The 24279-nt window shown below is 56.3% G+C and carries 20 protein-coding genes and 4 pseudogenes; 13 read left to right on the forward strand and 11 right to left on the reverse strand.

Features of this window, described 5'->3' with window-relative positions; genetic code table 11:
- Positions 1 to 27 precede the first annotated feature (27 nt).
- The 3 genes and pseudogenes from LOY54_RS13050 to LOY54_RS13060 all read left to right on the forward strand — a co-directional run.
- Positions 28 to 549, forward strand: coding sequence for an RNA polymerase sigma factor (locus LOY54_RS13050; RefSeq protein WP_258610629.1), 522 nt, complete (start codon positions 28 to 30; stop codon positions 547 to 549).
- Positions 546 to 1379 carry a FecR family protein gene (locus LOY54_RS13055; protein WP_258610630.1) on the forward strand — a complete coding sequence of 278 codons (834 nt, stop codon included), beginning with the start codon at positions 546 to 548 and terminating at the stop codon, positions 1377 to 1379. The genes LOY54_RS13050 and LOY54_RS13055 overlap by 4 nt, the downstream gene beginning before the upstream one ends.
- A 76-nt stretch (positions 1380 to 1455) precedes the next feature.
- Positions 1456 to 2142: pseudogene (locus tag LOY54_RS13060) on the forward strand (TonB-dependent receptor plug domain-containing protein); the annotation flags it as partial.
- A gap of 140 nt (positions 2143 to 2282) precedes the next feature.
- On the opposite strand, the pseudogene LOY54_RS27630 reads toward LOY54_RS13060, so the two are convergent.
- A pseudogene (locus LOY54_RS27630) lies at positions 2283 to 2720 on the reverse strand (ATP-binding cassette domain-containing protein); the annotation flags it as partial.
- Between the two features lie 2 nt (positions 2721 to 2722).
- On the reverse strand, positions 2723 to 4831 hold the full coding sequence (locus LOY54_RS13070) for a TonB-dependent siderophore receptor (RefSeq protein WP_258610632.1): 2109 nt from the start codon (positions 4829 to 4831) through the stop codon (positions 2723 to 2725).
- A gap of 349 nt (positions 4832 to 5180) precedes the next feature.
- On the opposite strand from LOY54_RS13070, the gene LOY54_RS13075 reads away from it, so the two are divergent.
- Complete coding sequence (locus LOY54_RS13075) at positions 5181 to 6647, forward strand: glycosyl hydrolase family 18 protein (protein ID WP_258610633.1); 1467 nt, start codon at positions 5181 to 5183, stop codon at positions 6645 to 6647.
- A 341-nt stretch (positions 6648 to 6988) separates the two neighbouring features.
- Here the strand turns inward: LOY54_RS13075 and LOY54_RS13080 are convergent.
- Positions 6989 to 7263 (reverse strand): annotated as a pseudogene (locus LOY54_RS13080) (IS5/IS1182 family transposase); the annotation flags it as partial.
- Between the two features lie 422 nt (positions 7264 to 7685).
- On the opposite strand from LOY54_RS13080, the gene LOY54_RS13085 reads away from it, so the two are divergent.
- From LOY54_RS13085 to LOY54_RS13105, 5 genes are all read left to right on the forward strand, one after another.
- Positions 7686 to 8333 carry a hypothetical protein gene (locus tag LOY54_RS13085; protein ID WP_258610634.1) on the forward strand — a complete coding sequence of 216 codons (648 nt, stop codon included), beginning with the start codon at positions 7686 to 7688 and terminating at the stop codon, positions 8331 to 8333.
- Entirely contained in the window at positions 8326 to 10239 is a 1914-nt protein-coding gene (locus LOY54_RS13090) for a hypothetical protein (RefSeq protein ID WP_258610635.1), read from the forward strand. Before LOY54_RS13085 ends, LOY54_RS13090 begins: the two co-directional genes overlap by 8 nt.
- 14 nt (positions 10240 to 10253) lie before the next feature.
- Complete coding sequence (locus LOY54_RS13095) at positions 10254 to 11189, forward strand: ATP-binding protein (protein WP_258610636.1); 936 nt, start codon at positions 10254 to 10256, stop codon at positions 11187 to 11189.
- A 524-nt stretch (positions 11190 to 11713) separates the two neighbouring features.
- Positions 11714 to 12508, forward strand: coding sequence for a hypothetical protein (locus LOY54_RS13100; RefSeq protein ID WP_258610637.1), 795 nt, complete (start codon positions 11714 to 11716; stop codon positions 12506 to 12508).
- Between the two features lie 60 nt (positions 12509 to 12568).
- A complete protein-coding gene (locus LOY54_RS13105; RefSeq protein ID WP_258610638.1) occupies positions 12569 to 13303 on the forward strand; it encodes a hypothetical protein in 735 nt (244 codons plus the stop codon).
- 149 nt (positions 13304 to 13452) lie between these two features.
- On the opposite strand, the gene LOY54_RS13110 is transcribed toward LOY54_RS13105, so the two are convergent.
- On the reverse strand, positions 13453 to 14592 hold the full coding sequence (locus LOY54_RS13110; protein ID WP_258610639.1) for a site-specific integrase: 1140 nt from the start codon (positions 14590 to 14592) through the stop codon (positions 13453 to 13455).
- A gap of 87 nt (positions 14593 to 14679) precedes the next feature.
- Here LOY54_RS13110 and LOY54_RS13115 point away from each other — a divergent pair, with 87 nt between their 5' ends.
- Positions 14680 to 15696, forward strand: a complete 1017-nt coding sequence (locus LOY54_RS13115) for a DNA-binding protein (protein ID WP_258610640.1) — start codon at positions 14680 to 14682, stop codon at positions 15694 to 15696.
- A gap of 210 nt (positions 15697 to 15906) precedes the next feature.
- Here LOY54_RS13115 and LOY54_RS13120 read toward each other — a convergent pair.
- The 4 genes and pseudogenes from LOY54_RS13120 to tnpA all read right to left on the reverse strand — a co-directional run.
- Positions 15907 to 16029, reverse strand: a pseudogene (locus tag LOY54_RS13120) (antitoxin Xre/MbcA/ParS toxin-binding domain-containing protein); the annotation flags it as partial.
- A gap of 426 nt (positions 16030 to 16455) precedes the next feature.
- On the reverse strand, positions 16456 to 17991 hold the full coding sequence (gene tnpC / locus LOY54_RS13125) for an IS66 family transposase (RefSeq protein WP_258608024.1): 1536 nt from the start codon (positions 17989 to 17991) through the stop codon (positions 16456 to 16458).
- Positions 17992 to 18054: 63 nt separating this feature from the next.
- Positions 18055 to 18390: an IS66 family insertion sequence element accessory protein TnpB gene (gene tnpB, locus LOY54_RS13130; RefSeq protein WP_232893846.1), complete on the reverse strand. Its 336-nt coding sequence runs from the start codon at positions 18388 to 18390 to the stop codon at positions 18055 to 18057.
- Positions 18387 to 18707, reverse strand: coding sequence for an IS66-like element accessory protein TnpA (tnpA, locus tag LOY54_RS13135; RefSeq protein ID WP_258608021.1), 321 nt, complete (start codon positions 18705 to 18707; stop codon positions 18387 to 18389). The genes tnpB and tnpA overlap by 4 nt, the downstream gene beginning before the upstream one ends.
- Before the next feature lie 79 nt (positions 18708 to 18786).
- On the opposite strand from tnpA, the gene LOY54_RS13140 reads away from it, so the two are divergent.
- Positions 18787 to 19140 carry a hypothetical protein gene (locus tag LOY54_RS13140; protein WP_258610641.1) on the forward strand — a complete coding sequence of 118 codons (354 nt, stop codon included), beginning with the start codon at positions 18787 to 18789 and terminating at the stop codon, positions 19138 to 19140.
- Between the two features lie 441 nt (positions 19141 to 19581).
- Here LOY54_RS13140 and LOY54_RS13145 read toward each other — a convergent pair whose 3' ends face one another.
- Positions 19582 to 20355 (reverse strand): SDR family oxidoreductase, encoded by a 774-nt coding sequence (locus LOY54_RS13145; RefSeq protein ID WP_258610642.1) that lies wholly within the window; start codon positions 20353 to 20355, stop codon positions 19582 to 19584.
- Entirely contained in the window at positions 20352 to 20681 is a 330-nt protein-coding gene (locus LOY54_RS13150; RefSeq protein WP_258610643.1) for a nuclear transport factor 2 family protein, read from the reverse strand. The genes LOY54_RS13145 and LOY54_RS13150 overlap by 4 nt, the downstream gene beginning before the upstream one ends.
- Before the next feature lie 117 nt (positions 20682 to 20798).
- Here LOY54_RS13150 and LOY54_RS13155 point away from each other — a divergent pair, with 117 nt between their 5' ends.
- A complete protein-coding gene (locus LOY54_RS13155) occupies positions 20799 to 21713 on the forward strand; it encodes a LysR family transcriptional regulator (RefSeq protein ID WP_258610644.1) in 915 nt (304 codons plus the stop codon).
- A gap of 31 nt (positions 21714 to 21744) precedes the next feature.
- Here LOY54_RS13155 and LOY54_RS13160 read toward each other — a convergent pair whose 3' ends face one another.
- Positions 21745 to 23184, reverse strand: coding sequence for an HD domain-containing phosphohydrolase (locus LOY54_RS13160; RefSeq protein WP_258610645.1), 1440 nt, complete (start codon positions 23182 to 23184; stop codon positions 21745 to 21747).
- A gap of 89 nt (positions 23185 to 23273) precedes the next feature.
- On the opposite strand from LOY54_RS13160, the gene LOY54_RS13165 reads away from it, so the two are divergent.
- Positions 23274 to 24047, forward strand: a complete 774-nt coding sequence (locus LOY54_RS13165) for an alpha/beta hydrolase (RefSeq protein WP_258610646.1) — start codon at positions 23274 to 23276, stop codon at positions 24045 to 24047.
- Positions 24048 to 24279 lie beyond the last annotated feature (232 nt).

The raw sequence follows: 24279 nt of genomic DNA on the forward strand, positions 1-24279 counted from the left end.
CTTGGCATTCCCTTCGCGCAGGTCATCGTGCAGGTCGAGCCCAGCAAACCCACACTCCTGGCAACCTTGGTCCGTCATTATGACGAGCTGGTCGACCATGTGCGCCGACGTTTTGGCGAGCGGGTGTTTGCCCGTGAAGTGGTGCATGACCTGTGCCTGCAGTTGCTGGAAAAGGACGAAAAACAGGATGTGCGCACGCCAGTGGCGTTGTTGCGCAAGATCGCCCACGACATTGCGGTTAGCCGCTACCGTAGCGAGCGCCGTCGCCAGGGCTGGATAATCGGCGTTGATGCCTTGCCTGAAGTGGCCAGCGGTGCCCCAAGCCTCGAGCGCCATCTTGACGCTGAACGCACCCTGGCGCTGCTGACCGATGCGATTGCCAACTTGCCGGCGCGCTGCCAGGCGGTGTTCGTCATGCACAAACTGCACGAACTGCCGCAAGCGCAAGTGGCCGAACGCCTCGGCATCTCGCTCAAGACCGTAGAAAAACACCTGCGCCTGGGCATGAACGCGTGTCGCAAACACCTGGCCACGGAGCTGCTGCCATGAGCCGCAAGCCCCAGGACTACCGCGAAGAAGACGAAGCCCTTGCGCGTTTTCGCGAGGAGCTCAAGCAGCGATTCCCGCTGCCGGCGCCAACACCGGCCAAGCGCAAGCGCGCCACCGGCAAAACCCTGGGGCTGGTTGTGCTGGCCCTGGCGGCGGGCGCGCTGTGGCTGGACCCTGCGTATCAGACTCAACATATCGCCAGCCAGGTCGGCCAGCGCCAGGCCCTGCAGCTGGCCGATGGCAGCCAGGTGCTGCTCGACAGCGACAGCGCGCTGACCATCAGCTGGCACCTGCGCAGCCGCCAGGTCGAGCTGCAACGGGGCCAGGCGCTGTTCCAGGTGTCGCCGAGGGTCTACCGGCCGTTTCTGGTCGATGCCGGCGGGGCAGGGGTGCGGGTGGTCGGCACCCGCTTCAACGTCAACCGCAACGGGCAAGACGTGCAGGTGACCGTGGCCGAAGGCAAGGTGGCGGTGCGCGGGCGTGCCACCGAGGCGGTGACGTTGCTCGAACCTGGCCAGCAACTGCGCGTGCGCGATGGCGTCGCCGGCCCGATGACCCGGGTCAGCGCCGATGATGTCACGGCCTGGAAAGACAACCGCCTGGTGTTCACCAGCACGCCACTGGCCGAGGTCATCGCCACGCTGCAGCGCTATCACCGCCAGCCAATCAGGTTGATCGACCCGGGCACGGCCCGCTTGCCGGTATCCGGGGTGTTCGACAGCGAGCATGTCGAGCGTCTGCTGGCGCTGTTGCCGGCGATCCTGCCAGTCAGCGTTGCAACCGCGGCTGATGGCGCGGTGCTGATCAACTCCCGCGACACGAAAAAATAATCTGCGCCAGAGGTAGGGTTGCGCGGCGGTGCTGACGGCTATCTCTCTGCAACCTTACTTTGTGGAGCATAAAAACGTGAGTCAGCCCTTCCTGCGTGCGCCTGTGCGCCTGTCTTTGCTGGCCAGCGGCCTGCTGTTCAGCCAGTGGTCGCTGGCGCAATCGGCACCGGTCGATTTCGATGTGCCCGCCAGCTCGCTAGAAACATCCCTGAACGCCGTTGCCCGCCAATCCTCGGCGCAGATCCTCTTTGCCAGCGACATCACGGCCGGCAAGCGTGCACCTGCGCTGCGCGGGCGCTATACCTTGCAGCAAGTGCTGGAGCGGCTGCTGGGCAAGAGCGGGCTGACCGCCCAGGAGCGCGACGAACATACCTACCTGGTGCTGCCCGGCACTTCAGCTGTTAAGGAAGCGGCCGCCAGCGATTCGGCTGCAGTGGAACTGGCCAGCCTGGAGATCAGCTCGTCGCGCCTGAACAGCGACCTGGTGCCACAAGCCCGGCAGGTCAATGTCATCGAGCGCGAACAGCTGGAGCAGTTGCGCCAGGGCTCTGATGGCCTGGCCACCCTGCTGGCGAAAAGCATCCCCGGCATGGCGGACTCCAGCCGCACCATCACCGACTACGGGCAGACGCTGCGTGGGCGGACAATGTTGGTGCTGGTCGACGGCGTACCGCTGAACACCAACCGCGATTCCTCACGTAACCTGGCCAACATCGACCCGGCGCTGATCGAGCGCATCGAAGTGATTCGTGGCAGCAGCGCCAGCAAAATGGCCAGATCGCGCGCTCGAGCCAGTTGTTGCAGCAGCCTCAGGGTTTCAATGCGCCGAGGCAGATCCAGGAAGGCGGTGATCTCATCGAGGATAAGTACCTTGGGCTGTTGCGCCAAGGCGCGCGCCAACAGTACCTTCTGCCGCTCGCCGTCAGACATGTTTGCTACCGCTTTGGCTGCCAGCCCAGCAGCGCCTGCGTGTTCGAGCGCCTGCGCGACGATGTACCGATCGTATTCGTTGAGTCTTCCAGCCCAGCCGACATGGGGGTAACGTCCGAGCGCGGCCAGTTCAAAGCCGTTAAGCACCCCCGGGTCAACCCGATCGGTCAGCACCACGGCCATGCGCCGTGCGCGCTCTGCCGGGGTGAGGGAATCAAGCAACTGGCCATCCAGTTCGATGCGCCCTGAAACAGCCCGCTGCATGGCGCTCAATGTGCGGATCAGGGTTGACTTGCCGGCGCCATTTGCGCCCAGCAGACATACCAGGCGCCCTTTGGGTAAATGCAGGTCCAGAGGGCCGAGCAGGGCTTTTCGGCGGTAGCCGACTTCCAGTGCGTAGCTGCGCAGCATGGCTAAAGCACCGCGCCAAGGGTAACCGTTGCAGTACGCGGTGTCCCCGGATACATCGGCACGAAACTGCCGCCCGAATCGTAGTAACGCTTGTCAAACAGGTTCTGCACATTCAACTGTATGCGGTAACGCATTGCCTGGCCGAAGCGATAGGTTATGTTGCTATCCCAGCGTGTATAGGACGGCAAGGTAAAGGTATTGCTGTTGTTCGCCTCTCGCTCGCCAACGTAGTTGGCACCCATGCCGATGCTCAGCCCCGCAATGCCAGGCAAATCGTAGGTGCTCCAAAGGCTAGCGTTGCGTTGCGGCGCATTGGCCAGGTGATTGCCTTGCATGCCTGCGTCGCTGTCTTTACTGATGGTGGCTTCAAGCTGGGTATAGCTGGCAAGCAGGCGCCAGCGATCGCTGACCACCAACGGCAGGTCAAGCTCCCAGCCTTTACTGCGTTGCTCACCCACTTGAATGCTGTAGGTAAACGTAGGGTCGTTCGGGTCGGCAACCAGGCCGTCGCGACGGCGAATATCGAACACCGCCAAGGTTGGCGTGAAACGCCCGTTGAGCAAGTTGAGCTTGGTACCGACTTCGAACTGCTCGCCTTTTACAGGCTTTGGGACTTGACCGCCTGCAAGGATCCCATTGTTCAACTCGGTGCGCATGGAGCGTGACCAGCTGGCATAGACTGATAAAGCTTCGAGTGGCGTCCAGGTAATACCCACCCGGGGGGAAAAGGCATTGAAGGTTTCTGTTGAGGGCTCACTTAACCCGTAGAAGTTGTCCATGGCCGAAGCGTCGATTTGATCGAAACGCCCTCCCAGAAGCAAGCGCCATTGCTCTGTGCTCCCAAAGCTCAGTTCGTCCTGGGTGTACAGCGCCCACGAGTCGTTAATAAAGCGACCTTCGCCTGCCGGGGTCATCGGCGAGGGAGGAGTGCCATACACCGGATTATTGAAATCGATTGTGCTGCTGGTGCCGGCAGCGGCATCGTAGTCCCACCAATCCCGGCTGTACTCGGCACCGAACAGCACGCGGTGATTAATTGGGCCAGTGCGAAAGCTGCGACTGACTTCTGCCAGTGCTGTAGCGTCTATCTGGCGATCATGATTGAGTTGCGGTCGCCGGCTAACCGTTGGGTTTTCCTCGCTGCCACCGATTCCACCATTGAAAAAGCCGTAGGCATACCATGACGTTTGCAAACGCGAATCCGAGGCTTGAATGGCCGCATGAAGATCCCAGTCATCCGTGAGTGCATGGTCCAGGGTCACCGAGGCAAGCTTGCTGACAGCGCTGTTGCGGGTATCTGGCCCTGCGAAGTTACGTTCGATCGGCGCATCCAGGTAGCGAGGGTTGTTACCAAAGCCCCTGTCCATGTCGGCGACCTTGCGCGCGTATTCAAACTCGAAGGTCAATGACGTCAGCGGTGCAAGCTGCCAAGTCAGCACCGGCGAGAAGAATTTGCTTTCGTTGTTGACGAATTCACGGAAGCTGCCGTTGTCCTGCCAGGCTGCGGTCAAGCGATAGTCAAGTGTTTCGCCCAGGGGGCCTGTGCTATCGAGCGTAGTGCGGTAAAAGTCGTAGTGGCCGGCGCTCACATCGACTTGAGTGCGCTGTTCTCGCTGGGGTTTCTTGGTCACCAGATTCACCACGCCACCGGGTTCAAAGCGTCCGTACAAGGCAGACGCAGGGCCCTTCAATACTTCTATCTGCTCGATATTGACCAGCTCATCGACGCTGGCGAAGCTGCTGCGGCGAATGCCGTTTTTCAGATTGCTTTCCGTGGTGAAACCGCGCAGTCGAAAACGATCATTAAGACCACCAAAACCCACTTGATTGGTCACGCCGGGCACGGTCCGAATCGCCTCACCAAACGTCGTCACTCCCCGGTCCTCAATCAGCTCGCGGGTAACGGTTTGAATAGAGAAGGGCGTTTCTTTGGCTGGGGTAGCGCTCTTGTTCGCCGTTGGCACGGCGGTCGAGCGGTATCCTTGTTCACGGGTACCGAAAACCTCCGTCATGTCCAGCTCGATAGTCGCGTCATCTGCGCACGCCAGCGGGGAAAGCATGCATGCGAACCCGGCCAGCAAAAAGCGTGAGGAAGTGGATTTGTTTGTCATGGAGAGACCGGAGGTTCTTTGGGGGCTAAGGAATTTAAACTCAATACAAACGTTATAACATAACATTTTACTGGTCTTCCACCCACCAGGGAGTATCTGTTGCTGGTCGTAGGAGCAAACCGCCGGTGGAACCTAACCGTTTTGGCCTGGCCCAAGCCCAAGATGCACAGGTTTTGCAGGGTTCGGGCAAGGCTGTGGGCAAGGTCGTCATCGATATCGAGTAACGTCCTCCTGCCAGACGCTCCATGGTGGACAATCCAAGACCTTGCGCTAGCCTCAGAGTGCTCCTTCAGGGAGCAGATCAGTCGGGCCATGTACGGCCCTTAATACAGTTCTGAGGGAATAGAACATGTCTAAAATTGATTTCTCATCGCTGAAGTCCAACGTCAATGATTCAGCATCATTGATGCCTAGCATTGCCAATACAAAAATCCTCATGGGGTTCTGGCATAACTGGCAAGCCGGTCATAGTGACGGTTATCAAGGTGGGCACTTTGCCAATCTGAATCTGGTGGATGTACCCAAGGACTACAATGTTGTTGCTGTGGCTTTCATGAAAGGCCAAGGTATTCCTACCTTCAGGCCTTACAACCTCTCCGACGATGAGTTTCGCCGTCAGGTCGGCGTGCTCAACAGTCAGGGGAGGGCGGTGTTGATCTCATTGGGCGGCGCCGATGCTCATATTGAGTTGCACAAGGGCGATGAGCAGCCACTGGCGAATGAAATCATTCGCCTGGTTGAAGTCTACGGCTTTGATGGGCTGGATATCGACCTGGAGCAAAGCGCGATTGATTTTGCCGACAACAAGACGGTGCTGCCGGCGGCCTTGAAACTGGTGAAGGATCACTACAAGGGCGAAGGGAAACACTTCATCATCAGCATGGCACCCGAGTTTCCCTACCTCAGGGTTGGCGGCAAGTACGTTGGCTACCTTCAGGCCCTTGAGGGCTACTACGACTTCATCGCACCGCAGTACTACAACCAGGGTGGCGATGGAATCTGGGTACAGGAGGCCAACGGTGGTCAAGGTGCCTGGATTGCCCAGAACAATGATGACATGAAAGAGGATTTCCTCTACTACCTGACCGAAAGCCTGGTGACCGGTACGCGGGATTACATCGCCATCCCCGCAGATAAATTCGTCATTGGCTTACCGGCCAACAACGACGCTGCGGCCACTGGCTACGTGATAGATCCTGCTGCGGTTGTCAATGCATTCAAGCGTCTCGACACTGCTGGCCATGCCATCAAAGGGCTGATGACCTGGTCCATCAACTGGGACGACGGTGTTACCCGGGACAATGTTGCCTACAACTGGGAGTTCTACGATCGTTATGCACCGTTGATTCACGGCGAATCGCAACCTGGCGAGCGGCCAACGGCGCCCGCGAACCTGTCGGCCAGGGACGTCACCGAGATCAGCATGACCTTGAGTTGGGGCGCTTCAAGCGGCCCTCGGCCGATCGAGACCTACACGCTGTACCGAAATGGGGCTGCGATAGGTAATACGCAAGCGTTGACGCTGAAAGACTCAGGCCTGAAGGCGAACACTCAGTACAGCTACTTTGTCACCGCGACAGACGCTCAGGGGAATCTGTCGCTTCCGAGCAAGAGCCTGATCGTTCGAACGGCCGGAGACATCACCGATCCAGAGTTCCCCGAGTGGCAGTTGAACCAACGGTATTTCAAGGAAGATGGCGTGAGTTACGAAGGCAATCATTACGTGTGCCTGCAAGAGCACGTATCAAACTCAGGCTGGACACCACCAGAGGCGTTTACGCTGTGGGCGAAGGTGGCGATCAAGCGGCGCGCTTAGGGGGGGAATGCAAAAGTGCCCGGAAGTAAATTACCGAAAATTTCATAAAATACAAAAATTAATAAAATCATTGGCTTATCTTTCGATTAAGAGAAGTAACCTTAAAATTTTTCTACTTTATTTTTTTTGGTTAATGTCCACCTGGTTCTGATAGGGAAGTAATTATCGAAATTCGTGTAGGAGATCAGGGGCGAGGCAGCACTGAGCGGCGACGTAGCTCGGGGGCGGTGATTCCAATAGACTCCGCTTACACAGATATCTAGAGTCCCCCTGCCGTGTTCCCCGTGGCAGCTGCCTTCCCCCCCTAATTCGTGGCAGGCACTTAGCCCTAGCACAGTACAAAAGAAATGTCGCAAACACCGCATAGCACAAGCTACCGAGCCATTGCTACGTAGCTTTTCACGAGCTTGTCGAAGCGTGTGACAATGCGGCGGTTCTTTTTCAGCCAGCCGAACATGCGTTCGATGGTGTTGCGTATCCAGTATTTCGGCTGATCAAAAAAGCGAGGTAAGCCGGGTTTGGGTCTGAGTTACATTGATCGCAGAGGGGGGAACCGGCAGCATATGGTTTCGGCGTAGCCCTTGTCAGCCAAAAGCCAGCGACAGCGTTGCGAGGGCGACCGCGCGAACTGAGGATTTAGGCTTCCTCGAGTCGGAGCTATAAGCTGAGCCTTTGTGGAGTCTTCGGCCATCCAACGAAAGGAACTCTGTTAAGGCCAAACGTTCTGAGCCGTCGGATGCGGGGTGGGATTGGTTGCCGATCTCTTCACTGAAACGCGGCGCATAGGCTGATTCAATCGGATGCTTAAGCTCCTCCACATCAGCCATACCGATCACGACCAGCCTGCGTTAATACAGCGCCTGAAGCCAAAGCAGCACCAGCGCGACTGCCCGGGAAAGGTTCTAGATGTAGCTGGCCATCGAGTTGTCATTATGGCGAAATGTATCTATATTCAGCCGAGGACTTTCCGGGATGCCCCAAGCATAGGGAATTGAGATAAGGACCAGCATTTCCACTACCTGTCTACTGGGTGTGGCTATGCCTAAAAAAAGTAAAAATGCTTATTTTGCAAAACGTGGCGTACATTTCGGCAACATGTGGGCTGTCTATAGCCTAAAGTGCGAGCAAGTACTGCTTCTTGGCAGTGACCGCCAACTCGCCCACTGGCTACTTAAGCTAGAATTCTCCCCCGCAATCAAAAACTTTTCATTTCAGCCGGGACGTAAAGAGGTCTCTGTTGGGGCTGAGTTGTATCAAATCGACTATCACGTCGAAGTCTTCCCCTCTGATGGTCCTCCCGAGCTACATTATTTGCGCACAGAGGGGAACTCTTTCGACTATGCAGAAAAGTCAAATAGAACCAGTCGGATAAAATACCGATACTGTGAATTTAATGACGCTGATTGGGCTCCGGAAAAAAACAAAATCCTGCCGCTATTAAAAGTTTCTAGTTTCCTGAGTGGCGGTAGGCATGCCTATGTGCCTCAGTCTCTTGTAGACAAAGCGATCGTGCATTTGGAACAAGCGAGGCAGGGCAGCCTAAGAACCTATCTTTCAGCATTAAATTATTATGATCAAAATTTATGCCTCCTGGTGTTTTGTAGGCTCTACGCCAGCGGCGTAATAGCTGTTGATTTTGATAAGGTACTGTTTGATATGGGTACAAGGTGGTGGGTAAATGACTAATAAGTTAACCAGGGAATCTATTGCGCGCGTAGGTATTCAAAGAGTTGATGAGTCGTTGCTCACCAATAAACAAAGGCAAACTTATAGTCGTAGATTGCGAGCTATTGAGATGAAGCTTGATGGTTTCACCGGGCGGGAGATTAGGCTAGAGACTAATATTTCAGAGAGTGAAGTTTCCCGCTTTTTTGCAAGATACACAACGATTAATGAAAATGGAGTGTATTGGGGTGAGGCAGCGTTGGTCTTCAAGGTTCATCTTGCACCTAATAGACGAACCAAGCCCTTGTCAGAAAAGCGGAGCGAACAGCAAGGAGGTGGCAGCGGAGCATTAGGTTATACACTTAACAAATATCCTGTGCTGTTACAAAAATTCACTGACGAGGTATTTCGACAAACAGAAAAACATACACAAGGGCGAAATTTCGAAAAGCGAGGCTTATGCGACATATTCTACGATATCTGTAAAACTGTTGGCATCAAGGAGGATGAATGGCCATTTAACCAGGCTAGAGGAGCGCGAAAAACTGTTAGTGGCTTAATTGACGAAATACTTCTTAGCGATTTTTCACGCGCTGCATTGGTGGTCGGCGGCCGTACAGCACAGATCCACAGTAACACTGGAACAGGTTATGAACCTTTTTTGAATTACTTTGATGTCTTCGATTTGATAGAAATTGACTCCTATAAAGTTGATGCATTTTTTGTACTTAATATCAGCGGCGATAAGAGAGTTAAGACCAAAGACGTAATCAACCGGATCTGGATCATAGCGGCAATATGCAAAGCTAGCGGCGCAATACTAGCTATTAAGTTTGTATTTTCTAGCGAAATTAGATCTCAAGACCTCGTGGATCTTATCTGCGAAGCGTACTTGGGAAACTGGATACCTAGAAAAACATTGGCAGTTAATGGTTTGGCATATAGTGCAGATGGTGGAATGCCATGCTATGCAGTTCCCGAATTGCGGTATCATACATGGGGTGCTGTTGCCTTAGATAATGCGATGCAGCATCACGCGAACAAAGTTTATGAGCTAGCGTTGCATCGTATTGGATTTGCTATCAATTTTGGTCCGCTTGGGCAGCCTGCTAGAAGACCGAACGTGGAAAGATTATTCAAGCGCATCGCAACTAAAGTCATGCACCAATTGCCTTCTACGACTGGAAGTTCTCCGGGTGATGGGGATGGCAGAGCTGAACGTCCTGAGGAAGCGGCAATATTATATCAAGTAGATGTAGATGATGCGCTAGAGGTGATGGATGTCTATACCGCAAATTATAATGGCGTTCCCCAAGGAGGGAAAAATAAAGCAAATAGCCCATTGGATATTATTCGTGCGTATACTAAAAATATCACCGGTATTATTCCTGCAAGCTTGGAGTCTTACATCTCAACTGCTGCGTTAGGAAGCCTCACGCGCGAGGTGACTATCAGGGGGAATATCAAAAATGGTATTCGCCCGAGAATTGTACTCGACAAGGCGACCTATACGAGTGTTCAGCTTGCTAATTCTCCACAACTTATTGGTAAAAAAGCGGTTGCACGGATAAATCCTGCTGACTACCGTACCGTAGAATTATATCTGAAAGATGGCGTTCATCTAGGTGTTGTTATGGTAGAAGCAGCTTGGAGAGGGTTGCCTCACAGCGTTACCACTAGAAAGCTAATCAATAGGGCTCTTGAAAAGAAAGAGTTCAAAATAGTGGCTGGCCAAGATCCGATTATTGCGTGGCAAAAACACCTTCGAGAAAATGCGAATCCAAAAAATAATCGCGAGCAAAAAAGAGTGCAACACGAATCGGAGAGCAGCAAAGAACAAGCTGTAACGGCGAGAAAGAATATGGCGCCGCAAAATTCAGCTACGGAAACAACAGAGCGGTGGAAGAAGCTTGGTCTATTTGACTAAAGGGAGGGTGGGGTATGGATTATGAACATCCAATACTCAGCACTGAGTATTTATTGAATACACCAACGGTAATGGCTGTAGTGCAAAATGCCTGCTTCAAAGTGCTAATGAGAAAAACTGGGGTAGTGTTTACTGGGGAGCCGAGAATTGGAAAGACACGGTGCTGTGAAGCCCTTGTGAAAGAGATTCCAAAAAAATTTCCAAAAGTATACACGTTCATGATTGTGGCAACTAATAAGGACCTTAATCAGCAATATTCATCCATCATTCATCAGCTGATTGAACTGGAGCGATTGAACCCTAAACCTCGTGCCACATTTATTCAGCGCCAGGCGATGCTGATTGAAAGATTGAAGCATCGTGCGGCCGAGAGGAAAGCCAAGCAAATAGTCTTGATCATAGACGAGCTTCAGCGTCTTTCTGCTAGAGATTTTGATCAGTTGGCCGACTTGTATAATACTCTGAGGATGAATTCGATAACACTAACCGTGATATCGTTCGCGATGCCGAGCATTGAGAAAAGGGTTGTTGAATTTCTTGAAAATGACTTTCAACATATGATTGGACGGTTCTTGAGTGACATAAAGCCTCTGTTCGGTGTCACTAGCCTCAGAAATCTATCAACGGTCTTAGCGCTTTACGATGATGAGTGTGCCGAAGGATCTACCAGTAGTTACACTAAAAGCTCTATACCGCGTGCTTATAGCGGAGGCTTTCGTATGAGCAGCCTTGCTGACGACATCTGGCGGGAAATGTCTCGAGTCGCGAGTGGAAAGTATGTGCAGAACTTACCAATGGAACACGTCACTCAAGTTGTATCCTACCTTTTCTTGATTTTTAGCCACGAAGACAATGAGTCCTTAAATGCACCGCAGGACTTAATTTCTGAAGCGGTAAGGGAAAGTAACTTTGAACAATTTTGTCGAAAGATTGACCAAGGTGATGTATGAGTAGCCTTTGCTATCCTAATTATGGTGTCCTCCCCTACGAGTCAACGACTTCCATACTTGTCAAGGCTTCGTATTTTAATTTTATTGAAATTCCACGGCTTAATACGCTTCTAACCCGGTCGAGTAATACATCCAAAGCTACTGGTGCAGTATATATGGATGGTGTCTTGTCCCAGTTGGGTGTCACTAAGCTCAATCGTATTGAGCACTATGTGCCCTCAGCGTTTAAGCGAGACATAAAAAAAGAGTTTCTATTCTGTGCTGAGTGTGCTGAGTTTAACTACCACTCTGTTTTTAACTTGATCGCTCATCATTCAGTTTGCAACCTTCATAAACGAGCACTGCAGCCGACGTGTGATCAATGCAGGGAAGGTTTTTTACAAGGATTTATCACTCGAGGCTCAATCGCTAAGGCCCGGAGCAGGTGCAGTGCCTGTGGTTTTAGCATCGCGGACACATCACGGGAGATTAGAATGTGCCAGAATCTTTCTTTGCGGAGAGCGATCAGCCGATGTGGAGATCAAGTGGCATCATGGTATCGAGAGATTGCACCATTTGCCGGAGGGGCAGATCAAATCGTATTCGACTACTACGCCTCAGAAAAATATAGACAGATTTTGACTGAGCCGCTGGAATATAAAGTGGGGATGGCGAGCCCGGAACGGCTGGCGAAATGTTTAGTAGCGTCGACCCCAACCTATTGGCTTCACCACCCTGGTTATATTTCCGAAAGGGACGGTCTTAATTTTGCGGTGCGTCAGAAAACAGTCGCTGAAGCATGTCGAGACTTAGAGGTTAAATATCTTTCAAAACACTTCCCTTGCATGCAGATAATAGATGCGCTCACGGACCCTTTTATGGACGTGACTGGTGAGTACACTTTTTGTCCTGTTTCGTTGGCTTATGCTCTATTGCGTTTGAAATTGGACAATAAATCCTGGCCGAGTAATCTGTCGTTTTGGAGTTGCCGAAATTCTGGAATCAGTAATTTAGAGGACATCGTTTCTCCTCTCGGGCGAACGAGCAAGCCACAAGAACTTACGTTGTTTTTTTTGCATATTCTAGGTGAATTGCAATTCATGGTTACTAGGGGCAAGAATTTTTTGGTCATCTGTAGTGAGAAGAAGTCGTTTTCGCCTCGGGTGAACAAGATGGTATATTTGAGAAGAACTCCATTGAGCTTCCGTCGTTCATGCCAGAAGGAGAGACCCGATATTAGGATAGCTCGCTATACGTCACACGGCCCACTCTTTGTCATTCTGAACCCTTCTGAGGTCCGCGCCTCGACGTTTTTCAAAAACGAAATCCTAGTGATTTAGCGGAATGAATTGAGCTTGCCAGTTTTAGGTCGTGCGTGCATTATTTTAGAGAGGTGTGACATGATTCCAAGCTATTACACTATTATCAAGGCTCGTGCAAAAATTATTCGCTCAGGTGCTAAGGTAACATTAAGCAACGTCCAGAAAGAACTGAGTGCTGCATTCTACAAGCCTGCGATCGCATCTAGACTTAGAGAGATTGAAGCTAACATTCAACGTCCTGTACTCCTTAGTCAAAATGCACCAAATTATGGGAGCAGACAGGCACTAGCTGAATTGCGTATTTCGTTCTCAGAGATGAGCCACTACCAATTGGCGACTGAGCTTGAACGGCTAATGTTGTACATCATTCCAGAGTTGTATTTAAAACTATCACTCCTTGAAGATGCGGCTAAGAACAAGTGTTCTGCGAATAACTCGGCTGAGAAAGAGTACTCTATCGATGGGGAAGTCGGCACTTCGGATTTTAGCTCAGGATCCCGATCAATTCGCGATCTATCCAAGCTGTCTGTAGAGCTGGGCATCAACTCAAAAGGCGGCATACGATATTCGTGTACAAACTGCGGGCTCATGCTTGAAATTCCGTACGAGCCAGACCAGGCAGGATTATCATCGGATCCTGCAGAGCTGCAAACAAAAATTGGGTTACTGGCAAGTGAATTGTATCGGTCGGAGCACAACGAGGGTCAACTTAAGAAAAAAGTTGTTAAGCTTAACCGTCAAATCGTTGAACTACACCATCGTGTGAAGATGCTAGATGACGTTGTTTATAGTATTCGAGCGCAGTTAAGCTGAGCTGCAGCTACTTATTGGAAACAAGGTTGTGGCAGGTGTGATGCCGGCATGATTGCTGGAACAACCATGATATTTCGCAAAGAGGCGACTGGGAATAAATCAATACTGTGCCGACATGACCCATATCGCCGATAGGCCGGTGTCGGCTATCACTCTTCGAGGTGGGCGCGTTGGTTGTCTGCAGTGAGTGCTTCGCCCATTGCCCCGGCTACCGGGGGGTCGCCAAACAATTGGCTGGCACGGCTCTCCAGCAAAGCACCTGCCTGAAAATAGCCCATTACTGTGGTCACGCTTCGGTGTTCGGTCATGGCCATCACCTCACCCAGTGGCACGCCTTGGCGCCCGGCCTCGGTGATAAAGCCAGAACGCAGACTGTGCGCTGCCCAGTCGCCCTCCAGGCCGGCGAGTTGCGCACGGCGCTTAACGATGCGCGCGACCTGATCGCCGGACAGCCCGGCGCTACCGACTCGCCCTCCTTTAAACAGGCGACGAAACAGCGGCCCGCTGCTTGCGGGTGCCGCAGTCAGCCAGGCGCTCAGTGCCTGCGCCGCCGGTCCTTGCAGCGGTTTCTCTCGACGCACTCCGCCGGTATCGGTCTTGGTGGCACCGAGGGCGTACAGCCAGGTGTCCGCATCCAGTCGACGCAAATCCTCGACCTGCAGACCCACCACCTCCGAACGGCGCCGACCGCCACCGCTCCAGGCCAGCAGGAGCAGGGCGCGATCGCGCACGCCGCGCACGCCATCACTGCAGGTGGCGAGCATCGCCTGCAGCGGCTCGAGCACTACCGCGGTTTTCTTGCGCAGCGCCACGCCTTGACGGGCCTGGGCCTTGCGCGCTTCACGCAAAAGGGTCTTTACCGCTGAGGCCTCGCAAGGATTGTCCCACGCGTTGAGGCGGTGCCACTTAGCTAGCACTGCCAGGCGGTGGCTGACCGTGTTGAACGCCAGGGCGCCGAGTTTGCCCTTGACCCCGGCAGCGACCAGGGCCGCATCCAGCTGCGGCGGCAGCAACTGGCTCCAGTTGCCATCGCCATCCGGACGGGCCAGGTGATCGACGATGAATTGCACCGCGACATCAGGCGGTAGCGCGCCGTCGCCAAGCGACCGGTGATAGCGCAATCGAAGCCAGGCGGACCAGTAGCTGAGGGCGCTTTGGTAGCTGCGCACGGTATTGGCTGCCGTGCCTGCCGAGATGAAAGCCTCAGCGGCGGCGCGGGTGCTGTCGGCCAAGCTGTGCAGCGCCAGCGGGGTATTCGGCAGGCCGTCGAGCGGAAGTGTATTATTCATTACGTTCAACGTATTATTTATTGATTTTTCAATTTATAAGGTCGGATAAGATTGCATTATCAGACCTAATATAGCGGAGGGCAGGCCATGGCGGTAGGTGTACCGGAAAACGACGTGTTCGCCGCGGCGGACGCGGTATTGGCCCGCGGCGAGCGGCCGACGGTCGAGCGGGTGCGTCTGGAGCTCGGCCGCGGCAGTCCAGCGCGGGTTGGCTCCTTGCTCGATCAATGGTGGGAACAACTGGCCGGGCGCTTGCGTGGTGAAACCCGGCTGCCCGGCCTGCCGACGGAACTGGCACAGGCCTTCGTCGCCATCTGGCAGCAGGCGACCACCCTGGCTCAGGGCGTGGCCGAATACGCGTTGGCCGGCCAGCGCCAGGTTTTGGCGGAGGAACGCGAGCAACTGGTGGCACTGGAGGCGAGGGCGCGTCTGGACGTCGCACAGGCCCGGCTACAGACCGCCGAGGCGCTGGGGGCGCGGCAGAGCGCCGAAACTCGGTTGGCCGATCTGGAACAGCTGCTGATCCAGCGCTTGGCGCAGATCGACGACCTGCGCCAGCAGCGCGAGGAATTGCTCGGGCAGTGCGACGAAGCGCGCGGGCAACTGGTCGAAGTCCGCCAGCAACTGCAGGACAGTCGCCAGCAGGCCGAGCAGGCACGCGAAGAGCAGCAGCGCTACACCCGCGACGTCGAGGACCGGGCGTATCGGGAGATCGATCGGGCGCGCGAGGAGAGCAAAGCCTTGGCGACCCAGCTCGAGGAGGCCAATGGCCGTTTGCAGACCTTCCAGCAGACGTTGCTAGCAGGGCAGGCAGAGCTGGCCGAAACCCGGGAACAGCGGAGCATCGCGCAGACCCAGGCGCAGGCACTGCTACACGAGCGGGAACAAGTGCACCAGCTGCAGGCTGAGCGGTGCGGCCAGCTTAAGGAGCTGCAGCAGCAACTGCAGCGCACCCATGGCGAGTTGGCCAGTGCGCGTGAGCAAGCAGCCGCTGCGCAGGCCCGCGCCGAAACGCTGCGTCAGCAGTTGGCTGACTCCGGCAGCAGCAATCCAGTGCCCGGGGGTAGTCAGCGGCTGCGCAAAGGTACGCCGAGAAACAGCTGAGGCCGGTCAGGTGACCGGTGTTCGCTGCTGGCCGCCAACCGCGGGAACAGCGGCAACGCACCAGGCTGCATACCGAAATTTGGCCGATTTATGCCGCTCACGATTGATCGGTATAAGTCGGCTGCTTCCCTTGGTGACAGGCCAGAGCCGGCCTAAGGGACTGTGGTTGTTCACCAGCTGGCCCCGGCGTTCGCCTTCAACAAACCTGCATCAGGCCGTGCCTCCCCATTCAAGGGCTTGAAGCACACGGCGAACTTGTTTGGCTCCGATTTCGGTTTCGCAGAGCATAATCGGCGCACTTGTGCCGAGAGATTTGTTTGATTTCGACATCCATTAACTTATCCTGCATCTGACTCATAAGCTTAAAACAGCATTGAGGCTGGCGCGTACAGGGATCGAGAAACAAGGGAAATGTCCCTATATCCGAACGTCTGCTTTTGGCCGAAAGCGGTCGTCCCGATAATCGAGCGTCAGACCGAGCTAAGGGCAGTATGTCTCGTCGTTATCAAGTCCCTCTTGAGGTCGAGCATTTTCTCCTAAATGGCAACTGGCCTCGCCAGCCCTAAACCTCCTACCTGGCACTATTCTGAGGACGTGGAGGACGTCATAGATCCGCATGCTATAGATGCGTACATCGTGTACTGGGAAAAAGCAAGGTAGACCATGATGGGGCCCGCTTATCTGAAGTTGAGTCAAGGCCTTTCGGATAGGGATTTCGGAGGTGAAATGTAAGCGTCCGCCCAACTCACCTTGCGTAAGTTAGGCAGACACCCACTGATGCGGTAACAGTCGCCCGATCTCACTGGCCCGTTGCGTCGGCAACCGCGTCAGTACATCTTTGAGATAGGCATATGGATCATGCCCATTCATACGCGCTGACTGGATCAAGCTCATGATCGCAGCCGCCCGTTTACCGCTGCGCAGCGATCCGGCAAACAGCCAGTTCGAGCGCCCGAGTGCCCACGGCCGTATCTGGTTTTCAACTTGGTTGTTGTCGATGGGCACAGCTCCATCGTCCAGGTAGCGCGTCAGCGCTACCCAGCGTTTCAGGCTGTAATCGAAGGCTTTGGCCGTGGCTGATCCGTTGGGCACCAGGTCGCGCTGGGCCAACATCCAGTCATGCAGTTTTTTACTGATCGGTACCGCCATTTCCTGACGTATTCGCCAGCGATCTTCATCACTCATGTCCCGCGCCTGGCGTTCGACCTCGTACAGGCCGCTGATCGAGTGCAACGCCTGTTCGGCTAGCTGACTTTTGTTCGCCACATGCAGATCGAAAAACTTGCGACGGGCGTGGGCCATGCAGCCGATCTCAGTGATGCCTTGCTCAAAACCAGCTTTATAGCCAGCGAAGTCATCGCAAACCAGCTTGCCGTTCCAGTCGCCCAGGAAGTTACGCGCGTGTTCGCCAGCACGGCTTGGGCTGAAGTCGTAGACCACCGCCTTGAGCGCCGAAAACGGCGTCGTGCTGTAGGCCCAGACATAGGCTCGGTGGGTTTTCTTCTCGCCCGGCGCAAGCATTTGCACCGGTGTTTCATCAGCGTGAATCACGCCCTGGTTCAGAACGGCTTCACGCAGTGCATCGACCAGCGGCTGGAGCCGCACACCGGTTTGTCCGACCCACTGGGCCAGGGTCGAGCGAGCGATTGCCAGCCCCGCGCGGCCAAAGATTTTCTCCTGCCGGTACAGCGGCAAGTGGTCGGCAAACTTCGCCACCATCACGTGGGCCAACAACCCTGCGGTCGGGAGACCTTTGTCGATAACCTGCGCCGGCACCGGCGCCTGCATCAGTGTCTCGCACTGACGGCAGGCCCATTTGCCACGCACATGTTGCTCGACAGTGAACACGCCCGGCGTGTAATCCAGCTTCTCGCTAACGTCTTCGCCGATGCGTTGAAGTTGGCAGCCACAGGTGCACTGAGTGTTTTCCGGTTCGTGGCGGATCACCGTGCGTGGAAACTGCGGCGGCAATGGCGCACGTTTCGGGGATTGCCGTGGCTCGACCTGTGGCGAAGCTGGGAGGAGCTGTTTCAGCTCTGCTTCGATAGCTTCAAGGTCTGTGTCGAGCAGGTCATCCAGCAAGCTGCCTTGCGCCGGGCTGATTTGCTCGCTGCGCTTAGCAAACTTGTGGCGCTTGAGCAGGGCGATTTCGAACTTGAACTGTTCGATGAGGATTTCATCGTTCTGGATCTTCCTGCTCATCGCCTCGACTTGGGACTGCAACTGCAGCGCCTGTGCCGCCAAGGCACGGAGCTGTTCCGGGGTCATCTGGTCGAGGTTGGGCGAGAAAGTCATGCCGCCGATTGTGCCAGAGCAGGCCCGAAACGACGACAAGCAGACCGGTCAAATGGCCGGCGATTACAGCATGCTGATCACGCCACCCGTGCCGACTCGCTGCCACGGCAAACCCAGTACCAACGCCTGGAGTTGCTCGCTGTCGAGTTCGACCTCGCAGCCATGGCGAATGCCGGGCCAGTGGAACTTGCCTTGGTTCAGTCGACGCGCTGCAAGCCAGACGCCGACGCCATCGTGCACCAGCACTTTCATCCGGTTAGCCCGGCGATTGGCGAACAGGTAAGCGCAGTGCGGCTTCGCCGCACCGAACACCGCGATCACTCGGGCTAATGCGGTTTCGGTACCGGCGCGCATGTCCATCGGCTCGGTGGCCAGCCAGATGGCATCGATACGGATCATCGAGTGACAGCCCGAATAAACTGCGCGCAGCCTTCAGGGTCTGAGGTTGGCCATTTCACCGTGATCACTTGCCCGGCCATGGGCAACTCGATGATCACTGGCGCTTCGGCTGGCCGTTTAGGTGCGGCTTTAAGCGGGACGAATGCCGGTAGTGAAGCCGCTGCGGGCTGATCTCGATAGAGCGGCATCCATTTGCGGATAACGTTGGCATTGATGCCATGGCTGATGGCGACACTGGAAATGGATGCGCCAGGTTGCAGGCATTCCTGAACGACCTGGGCTTTGAACGGTTTCGGATAAGAGCTTCGTTGGCGCATGGAAATCCTGGCGATAAGGGTGATCGCGTCCGCTTAAAAATACGCGGACACCATCGCCCTTAAAGCTGGAGTTCGGAAGGTGAGTTCGCCGGACGCTTACGGTGAAATGGCCTGGAAAATCGAGCAGTGGATGCGTGATGTGTTCCCTGGTGCAGATAGAATTTACGAAGAGTATCGAGGACTGCCGAGGCGTGAGCTAGCTATTACTGCCGGCGCGGTTCTCGATCTCGCACTTGTCGAAATTCTATCCATGACGCTGACAGGGCCAGAGCAGGAAATACATTCGTTTCTAGGGATTAACGGCGATGGCCGTGCACCGTGCGGCTCGTTTGGTGCCAGGATCCAGCTCGCGTTGCTCCTGTCGGTAATCTCTAAAAGAGATGCCGCGATCCTCAGAGCGATCAAGAACATTCGAAATCAGCTCGCCCATTAGGTCAATGCAGATTTTGACTCTTCATCGGTTCTACCTCTGCTTAGTCAGCTCCATGACAATTTTCAAGAGCTAGCGGAGAGCTTGATGGCGTCAGGGAGTCTTTCAAGCGCATCCCGTTCTGCGTATTCAATCAAGCCTTTTTTAGCCACAGAAGCTGAGGCCGGAGCTGGATTGTTGCTTGTCATTTTTTGCATCTACCAGGCATACCTGCATCGTATTTATGACCAGTTGCCCGCCGCTAAACAGGGCTGATTTCCTGAATGCGGTAACGTCCGTTACGGGTCGAAAGCTGACATTCGCGACAGACCGCTTTCGACCCATAGCCGTCGTCCGGGACGGACGGCAATCGGCCAATAGGGGACGGTCAGCAGGAAATAAATCTGTCCCCTTTTCCATGTCCCCTTTTCCGGTGGTTGACGCGTTTATGCGAAGCAACTACACCTAGGCCGTTGGCACTGTCCCGCCGTCAATTACAAACTCGCTCCCCGTAATGGATGCCGCACGAGGCGATGCCAGGAAGGCAATCAGGTCAGCAACTTCTGACGGCGTGGAAGGGCGGCCGAGTGGAATACCACCGAGTGCATCCATGATGATGCGTTTGCCGCCTGCGTAGTCCGTACCGGCTTCCTGCGCCAGCCGCTCGGCCAAGGCGACCGACGCTTCGGTCTCGATCCAGCCCGGCGACACCCGTACAACACGCACACCTTGTGGCGAGACTTCTTTCGACAGGCTTTTACTGTAGGTCGACAGCGCCGCCTTGGCCGCTGCGTAAGCCGTAGTGGCTTCGGGCAAGGGCAGGCAGTTCTGAATCGAGGTTACATGGATGATCACGCCGCTCTTGCGCTGCAGCATCGATGGGAGCAGAGCGCGATCCAGGCGCACGGCCGGCATCAGGTTCAGGTCGAGCTCGCGTTGCCACTGCGCGTCATCCAACACCGCGAAGCCGCCGCTAGGTGCCGACGAACCACCCAGGACGTGGACGATGATGTCCATGCTGCCCAGCCGTTGCTTAGCTGCGGCTACCAGTGTTTCGCAGCCTTCTGGGGTCGCGAGGTCGGCCTGCACGAACAGCTCAGCCGGCAGATCGCTGGTTGCCTGCCGAGCCGAGGTCAACACCTTGGCGCCCTCTGCGAGGAACAGCTCGACGACCGCGCGGCCGACGCCTTTGGTGCCGCCGGTGACCAGCACTTGCTTGCCGCTAAGATCAAGGTTCATGGCGCAATCTCCAGTGAGCGGATCTGGCCGTTCTGCAGCAGGAATAGATGATTCAGCTGCAGCGGGCTGCCAGGGAAGTTACCGACCAGACGCGCCGTTACGCTCAGCGAATCGTCATTCTGCGTCGCCGCCAGCGGCCCGACGCTGTAGGTGAATGCCTGGCGGGCCTCCTGTTGCCAGGCTTCGATGGCTGCAATGCCCTGGTGCGTGCGGTTTTCGTCGGTCACCCTGGCGTCCGCGCAGAAGCAGGCGGCAAGGCGCGAGATGTCGCCGCCATTGCTGACATCGAAGTAGGTTTGTACGGCGTCAGGCAGTTGCAGGTTCATGGCCTGATCTCCTCTCACAGTGGGTTGGGGTTTACGACTGTGATCTTGCCGCTCAGTTGATAGTTTGCTCAACTGGGATAGACATTAACGACCTATCCCGAATATAAGGACAATTACATGGCAGATTCGCGCCTTGGTCTCAATGAGCTGGAAGCTGTACTGGCCGTGGCGCGGAGGGCGTCGTTTCGACAGGCAGCCATTGATCTGGATGTTTCGACCACGGCATTGAGCAACACCATTGCCAAGCTGGAGGCGAGCCTCGAAACACGGCTGTTCAATCGCACCACCCGCAGCGTGTCTCTGACCGAGGCGGGGGCTATGTACCTGGAGCAGGTCGGTCCGGCTCTGCAGGAAGTGCGTGTGGCGCTGGAAGCGGTGCGTTCGCACAATGCCGGGCCGTCAGGCGTGTTGCGCATCAATGCCTTCGCCAGTGCCGCCCGCGCCGCGTTGCTGCCGCTGGTGCTGGAGTTTCTGCAGCGTTACCCGAAGGTGCATATCGATCTGGTGACCGAAGGCCGCCTGGTGGACATAGTCGCGGACGGTTTCGATCTGGGCGTACGTTCTGCGAATCTTGTGCCCAGCGATATGATCGTTATTCCGCTCGGCCAGCCGCAATGCTATGCCGTGGTCGGCTCCCCCGCCTACTTCGCCAAGCACGGCCGGCCGCGTAGCCCGGCGGACCTGCTCCAGCATCAGTGCATGCGCATCCGCCTACCCAATGGGGCGATCTACCCCTGGCATTTTGAACGCGCGGGGGAGGTGACCCGGCTTGATGTGACTGGCCAGCTCACCCTGGACGAGCCAAGTGTCGCCAAGGCGGTGGTGCAGGAAGGCGTGGGGCTGGGCTTTTTTATGCAGCAGGACGTTCAGGCTGAACTCGACGCCGGACAGTTCGAGCGGGTGCTGGAAGAGTGGACGCCGCCCAGAGACAACCTGTGCCTGTACTACCCGAACCGGCGCAACCCCTCCGCTGCGCTCAAGGCATTCACTGCCCTGGCCCGCGGCAATCTGCCGAGCAAAGACCAGCTATGATAATTTACCGATTGCCCCCAAGCGCCTGCTATCAGGCGATCAAGCCCAGGGTCAGCCCCTTCAAGGTGGCGGCCGCGCGGGTGGAGCAACCCAGCTTGCGGAAAATGCTTTCCATGTGGGTGCGTACGGTACTCGGGCTGATTTCCAGTCGCCGCGCCACTTCCTTGTTGCTGGCGCCACGGCTGATTTCCATGAGGATGGAGCACTCGCGGGTGGTGAGCAGCGCGCTTTTCGGCTGAGGCAGTCGGCGTTCGCCACGTGCGGCAGCGATTACCGCTGCGCAGATTTCAGCGTCAAACAGGCCGCGGCTGGCGTCCTGTTTGAGCAGCCGCGCCGCCTCCGATTCGCTATGGGCGGGTCGCCAGGGCCTGGCGCTTCTTAACGCTACCCAGGCGACAGCGCTGGCGAGCAAGCGATACGCGGCGCACTGGGCATCGGCCGACGCACCGCGAAAGTAGCCGCTGCCGTCGAGCCGTTCGTAGGCATGGGCGGCAATTTCGCCAGGGATGGTCAGCTCAGTGATCTGCCGTGATGCCTTGTGCGTCCAGTAAGGGACGAGGTGGATACGTTCTGTGGCGCCGTAGGGTAGCGGCCCCGCGGTGTTCCACAATTGATTGGAGACGGCTGCCCGCCCCAGGCCATGGATCAGCGCGGCTTTGCCAATCTCCGTCTGGTCGGGCTCTGGCAGTCCCCACAAGCGGGCGGCCTCGACGGCAATCTGCGCCACCTGCCGGGAGTAACCTGCCAGCCAGGGCAACTTCAGATCGATCACATCACCCACCAGCGTCAGTGACACGGGACGTTCGAGCCGGGTGTCGTCCAGCCCACCGGGCGTTGTTTCCAGTTCCGCTAACCATGCCTTGGCATTGCGCACCAGCAAGGCGGCGAGGGTGACGGGGTAGCGGCGGTCGGCCTGTTCGTTGATCCAGCTCAGCGCCGTGTCTAGGCCATGGGCGCGGCTGAGAATGTCCAGGTCTCCGGCCAGTATCACCTGGTAGGCCGCGTCCGGAATGTGCGCATGGCTCACACCAAACGGCCTGCCGGTTCCGTAATAGGTTTCGAATATCCGGCACAAGCCGGCTTCGACCGCTGCGCCAAGTTCGAGCGTTTTCGCGATCTGGCCAGACACCTCGCAGTGCACCACGGCGAGCGGTGCCGCTTGATGCACGGCGTTCATCTGTTCGGCGCCCAGGGTCTGGTCGAGCATCGCGCGGCGGCCATCGACATCATTGCCCAGCAGATGGGCGAAGCCATCGGCGTTGGCGGTGCAGCCGGACCAGCGCAGCAAGGCGACCTGCTGCGCTGTCATCAGATGCTCGCCTTCGCCGTGCATGGCGCGGGCCAGCATCTGCGCCAGGCGGGCAACACGTTGGGAGTGGCCAAGGGGCTGGCCCATGCTGAGGTCGCCGACCTGGGAGATAGCCCCCAGTGCGCCGCTCAATGAGATGTCGAATCGTAGCGCGCTATCCATGAAAAAAGCCCCAGGGTCGGATAAATGACCGATACCCGCCAAGCATGTGGGTCCGCAGAATTTGAACTCCCAACACAGGAGTTCAGCCCATGAAAGCATTCAAGTCGCAACTCGTCACCGCCGCCTTCGCCCTGACCAGCACCCTTATGATGAGTGTCAGCCAGGCTGCCGAGGCAACGCCTTCGGTGGTCATCGTACACGGCGCCTTCGCCGACGGCTCTGACTGGGCCAAGGTGGTGCCGTATCTGCAGGCTGAAGGGGTGGCGGTGACGGTGGTGCAAAACCCGCTGACCTCGCTGGCCGACGACGTTGCCGCCACGCAGCGCGTGCTGAACAACCAGTCAGGCAACGTGGTGCTGGTCGGCCACTCCTGGGGCGGCACCGTGATCAGCGAAGCCGGCGCCCATGAGAAAGTCAGCGCCCTGGTGTACGTCGCCGCCTTCGCACCTGATGCAGGCCAGTTCAGTGGCGAACAGGGCAAGGGCGCGCCTACCCCGCCTGGCATCAGCCAGATCAAGGCAGACGGCAACGGTTTCCTCTACCTGACGTCAGAAGGCATGGCCAAGGACTTCGCCCAGGATCTCCCGGCGGCACAAACCGCGGTGATGACCGCTACCCAAGGCCCGATCAAGGCATCGGCCTTCGATGATCGGACCACGGTCGCTGCCTGGAAGACCAAGCCGTCCTGGTACCTGCTCGCCACTGACGATCGCATGATCCACCCCGACGTCCAGCGCTCCAGTGCCAAGCGTATCGGCGCCACCCTGACCGAACTGCGCGCCAGCCATGTGCCGCAGCAGTCACAGCCTGGCGAAGTGGCCAAGGTGATTCTCAAGGCGGTAAGCAGCGTTGGCGAGCAGTGATCGCTGCTCACCGACACGCCTGAGCGCTCATGAATTTCACTCTGCATCGATACGGAATCGACGCATGGATCATCTGTGTGATCGGAACTTCGATTTCATAGTCTGTGGTGTCGGCACGACGGGGGGCGTGGTTGCAGCCCGTCTGGCCGACCAGCAAAACGCTCGGGTCTCGCTCATTCGAGTTGGCCGGGACTGACCTGGATCCGAATGCCCACTCTTGGCCGATTGCTTT

It is taken from the genome of Pseudomonas sp. B21-032 (assembly GCF_024748965.1).
Classification (GTDB): domain Bacteria; phylum Pseudomonadota; class Gammaproteobacteria; order Pseudomonadales; family Pseudomonadaceae; genus Aquipseudomonas.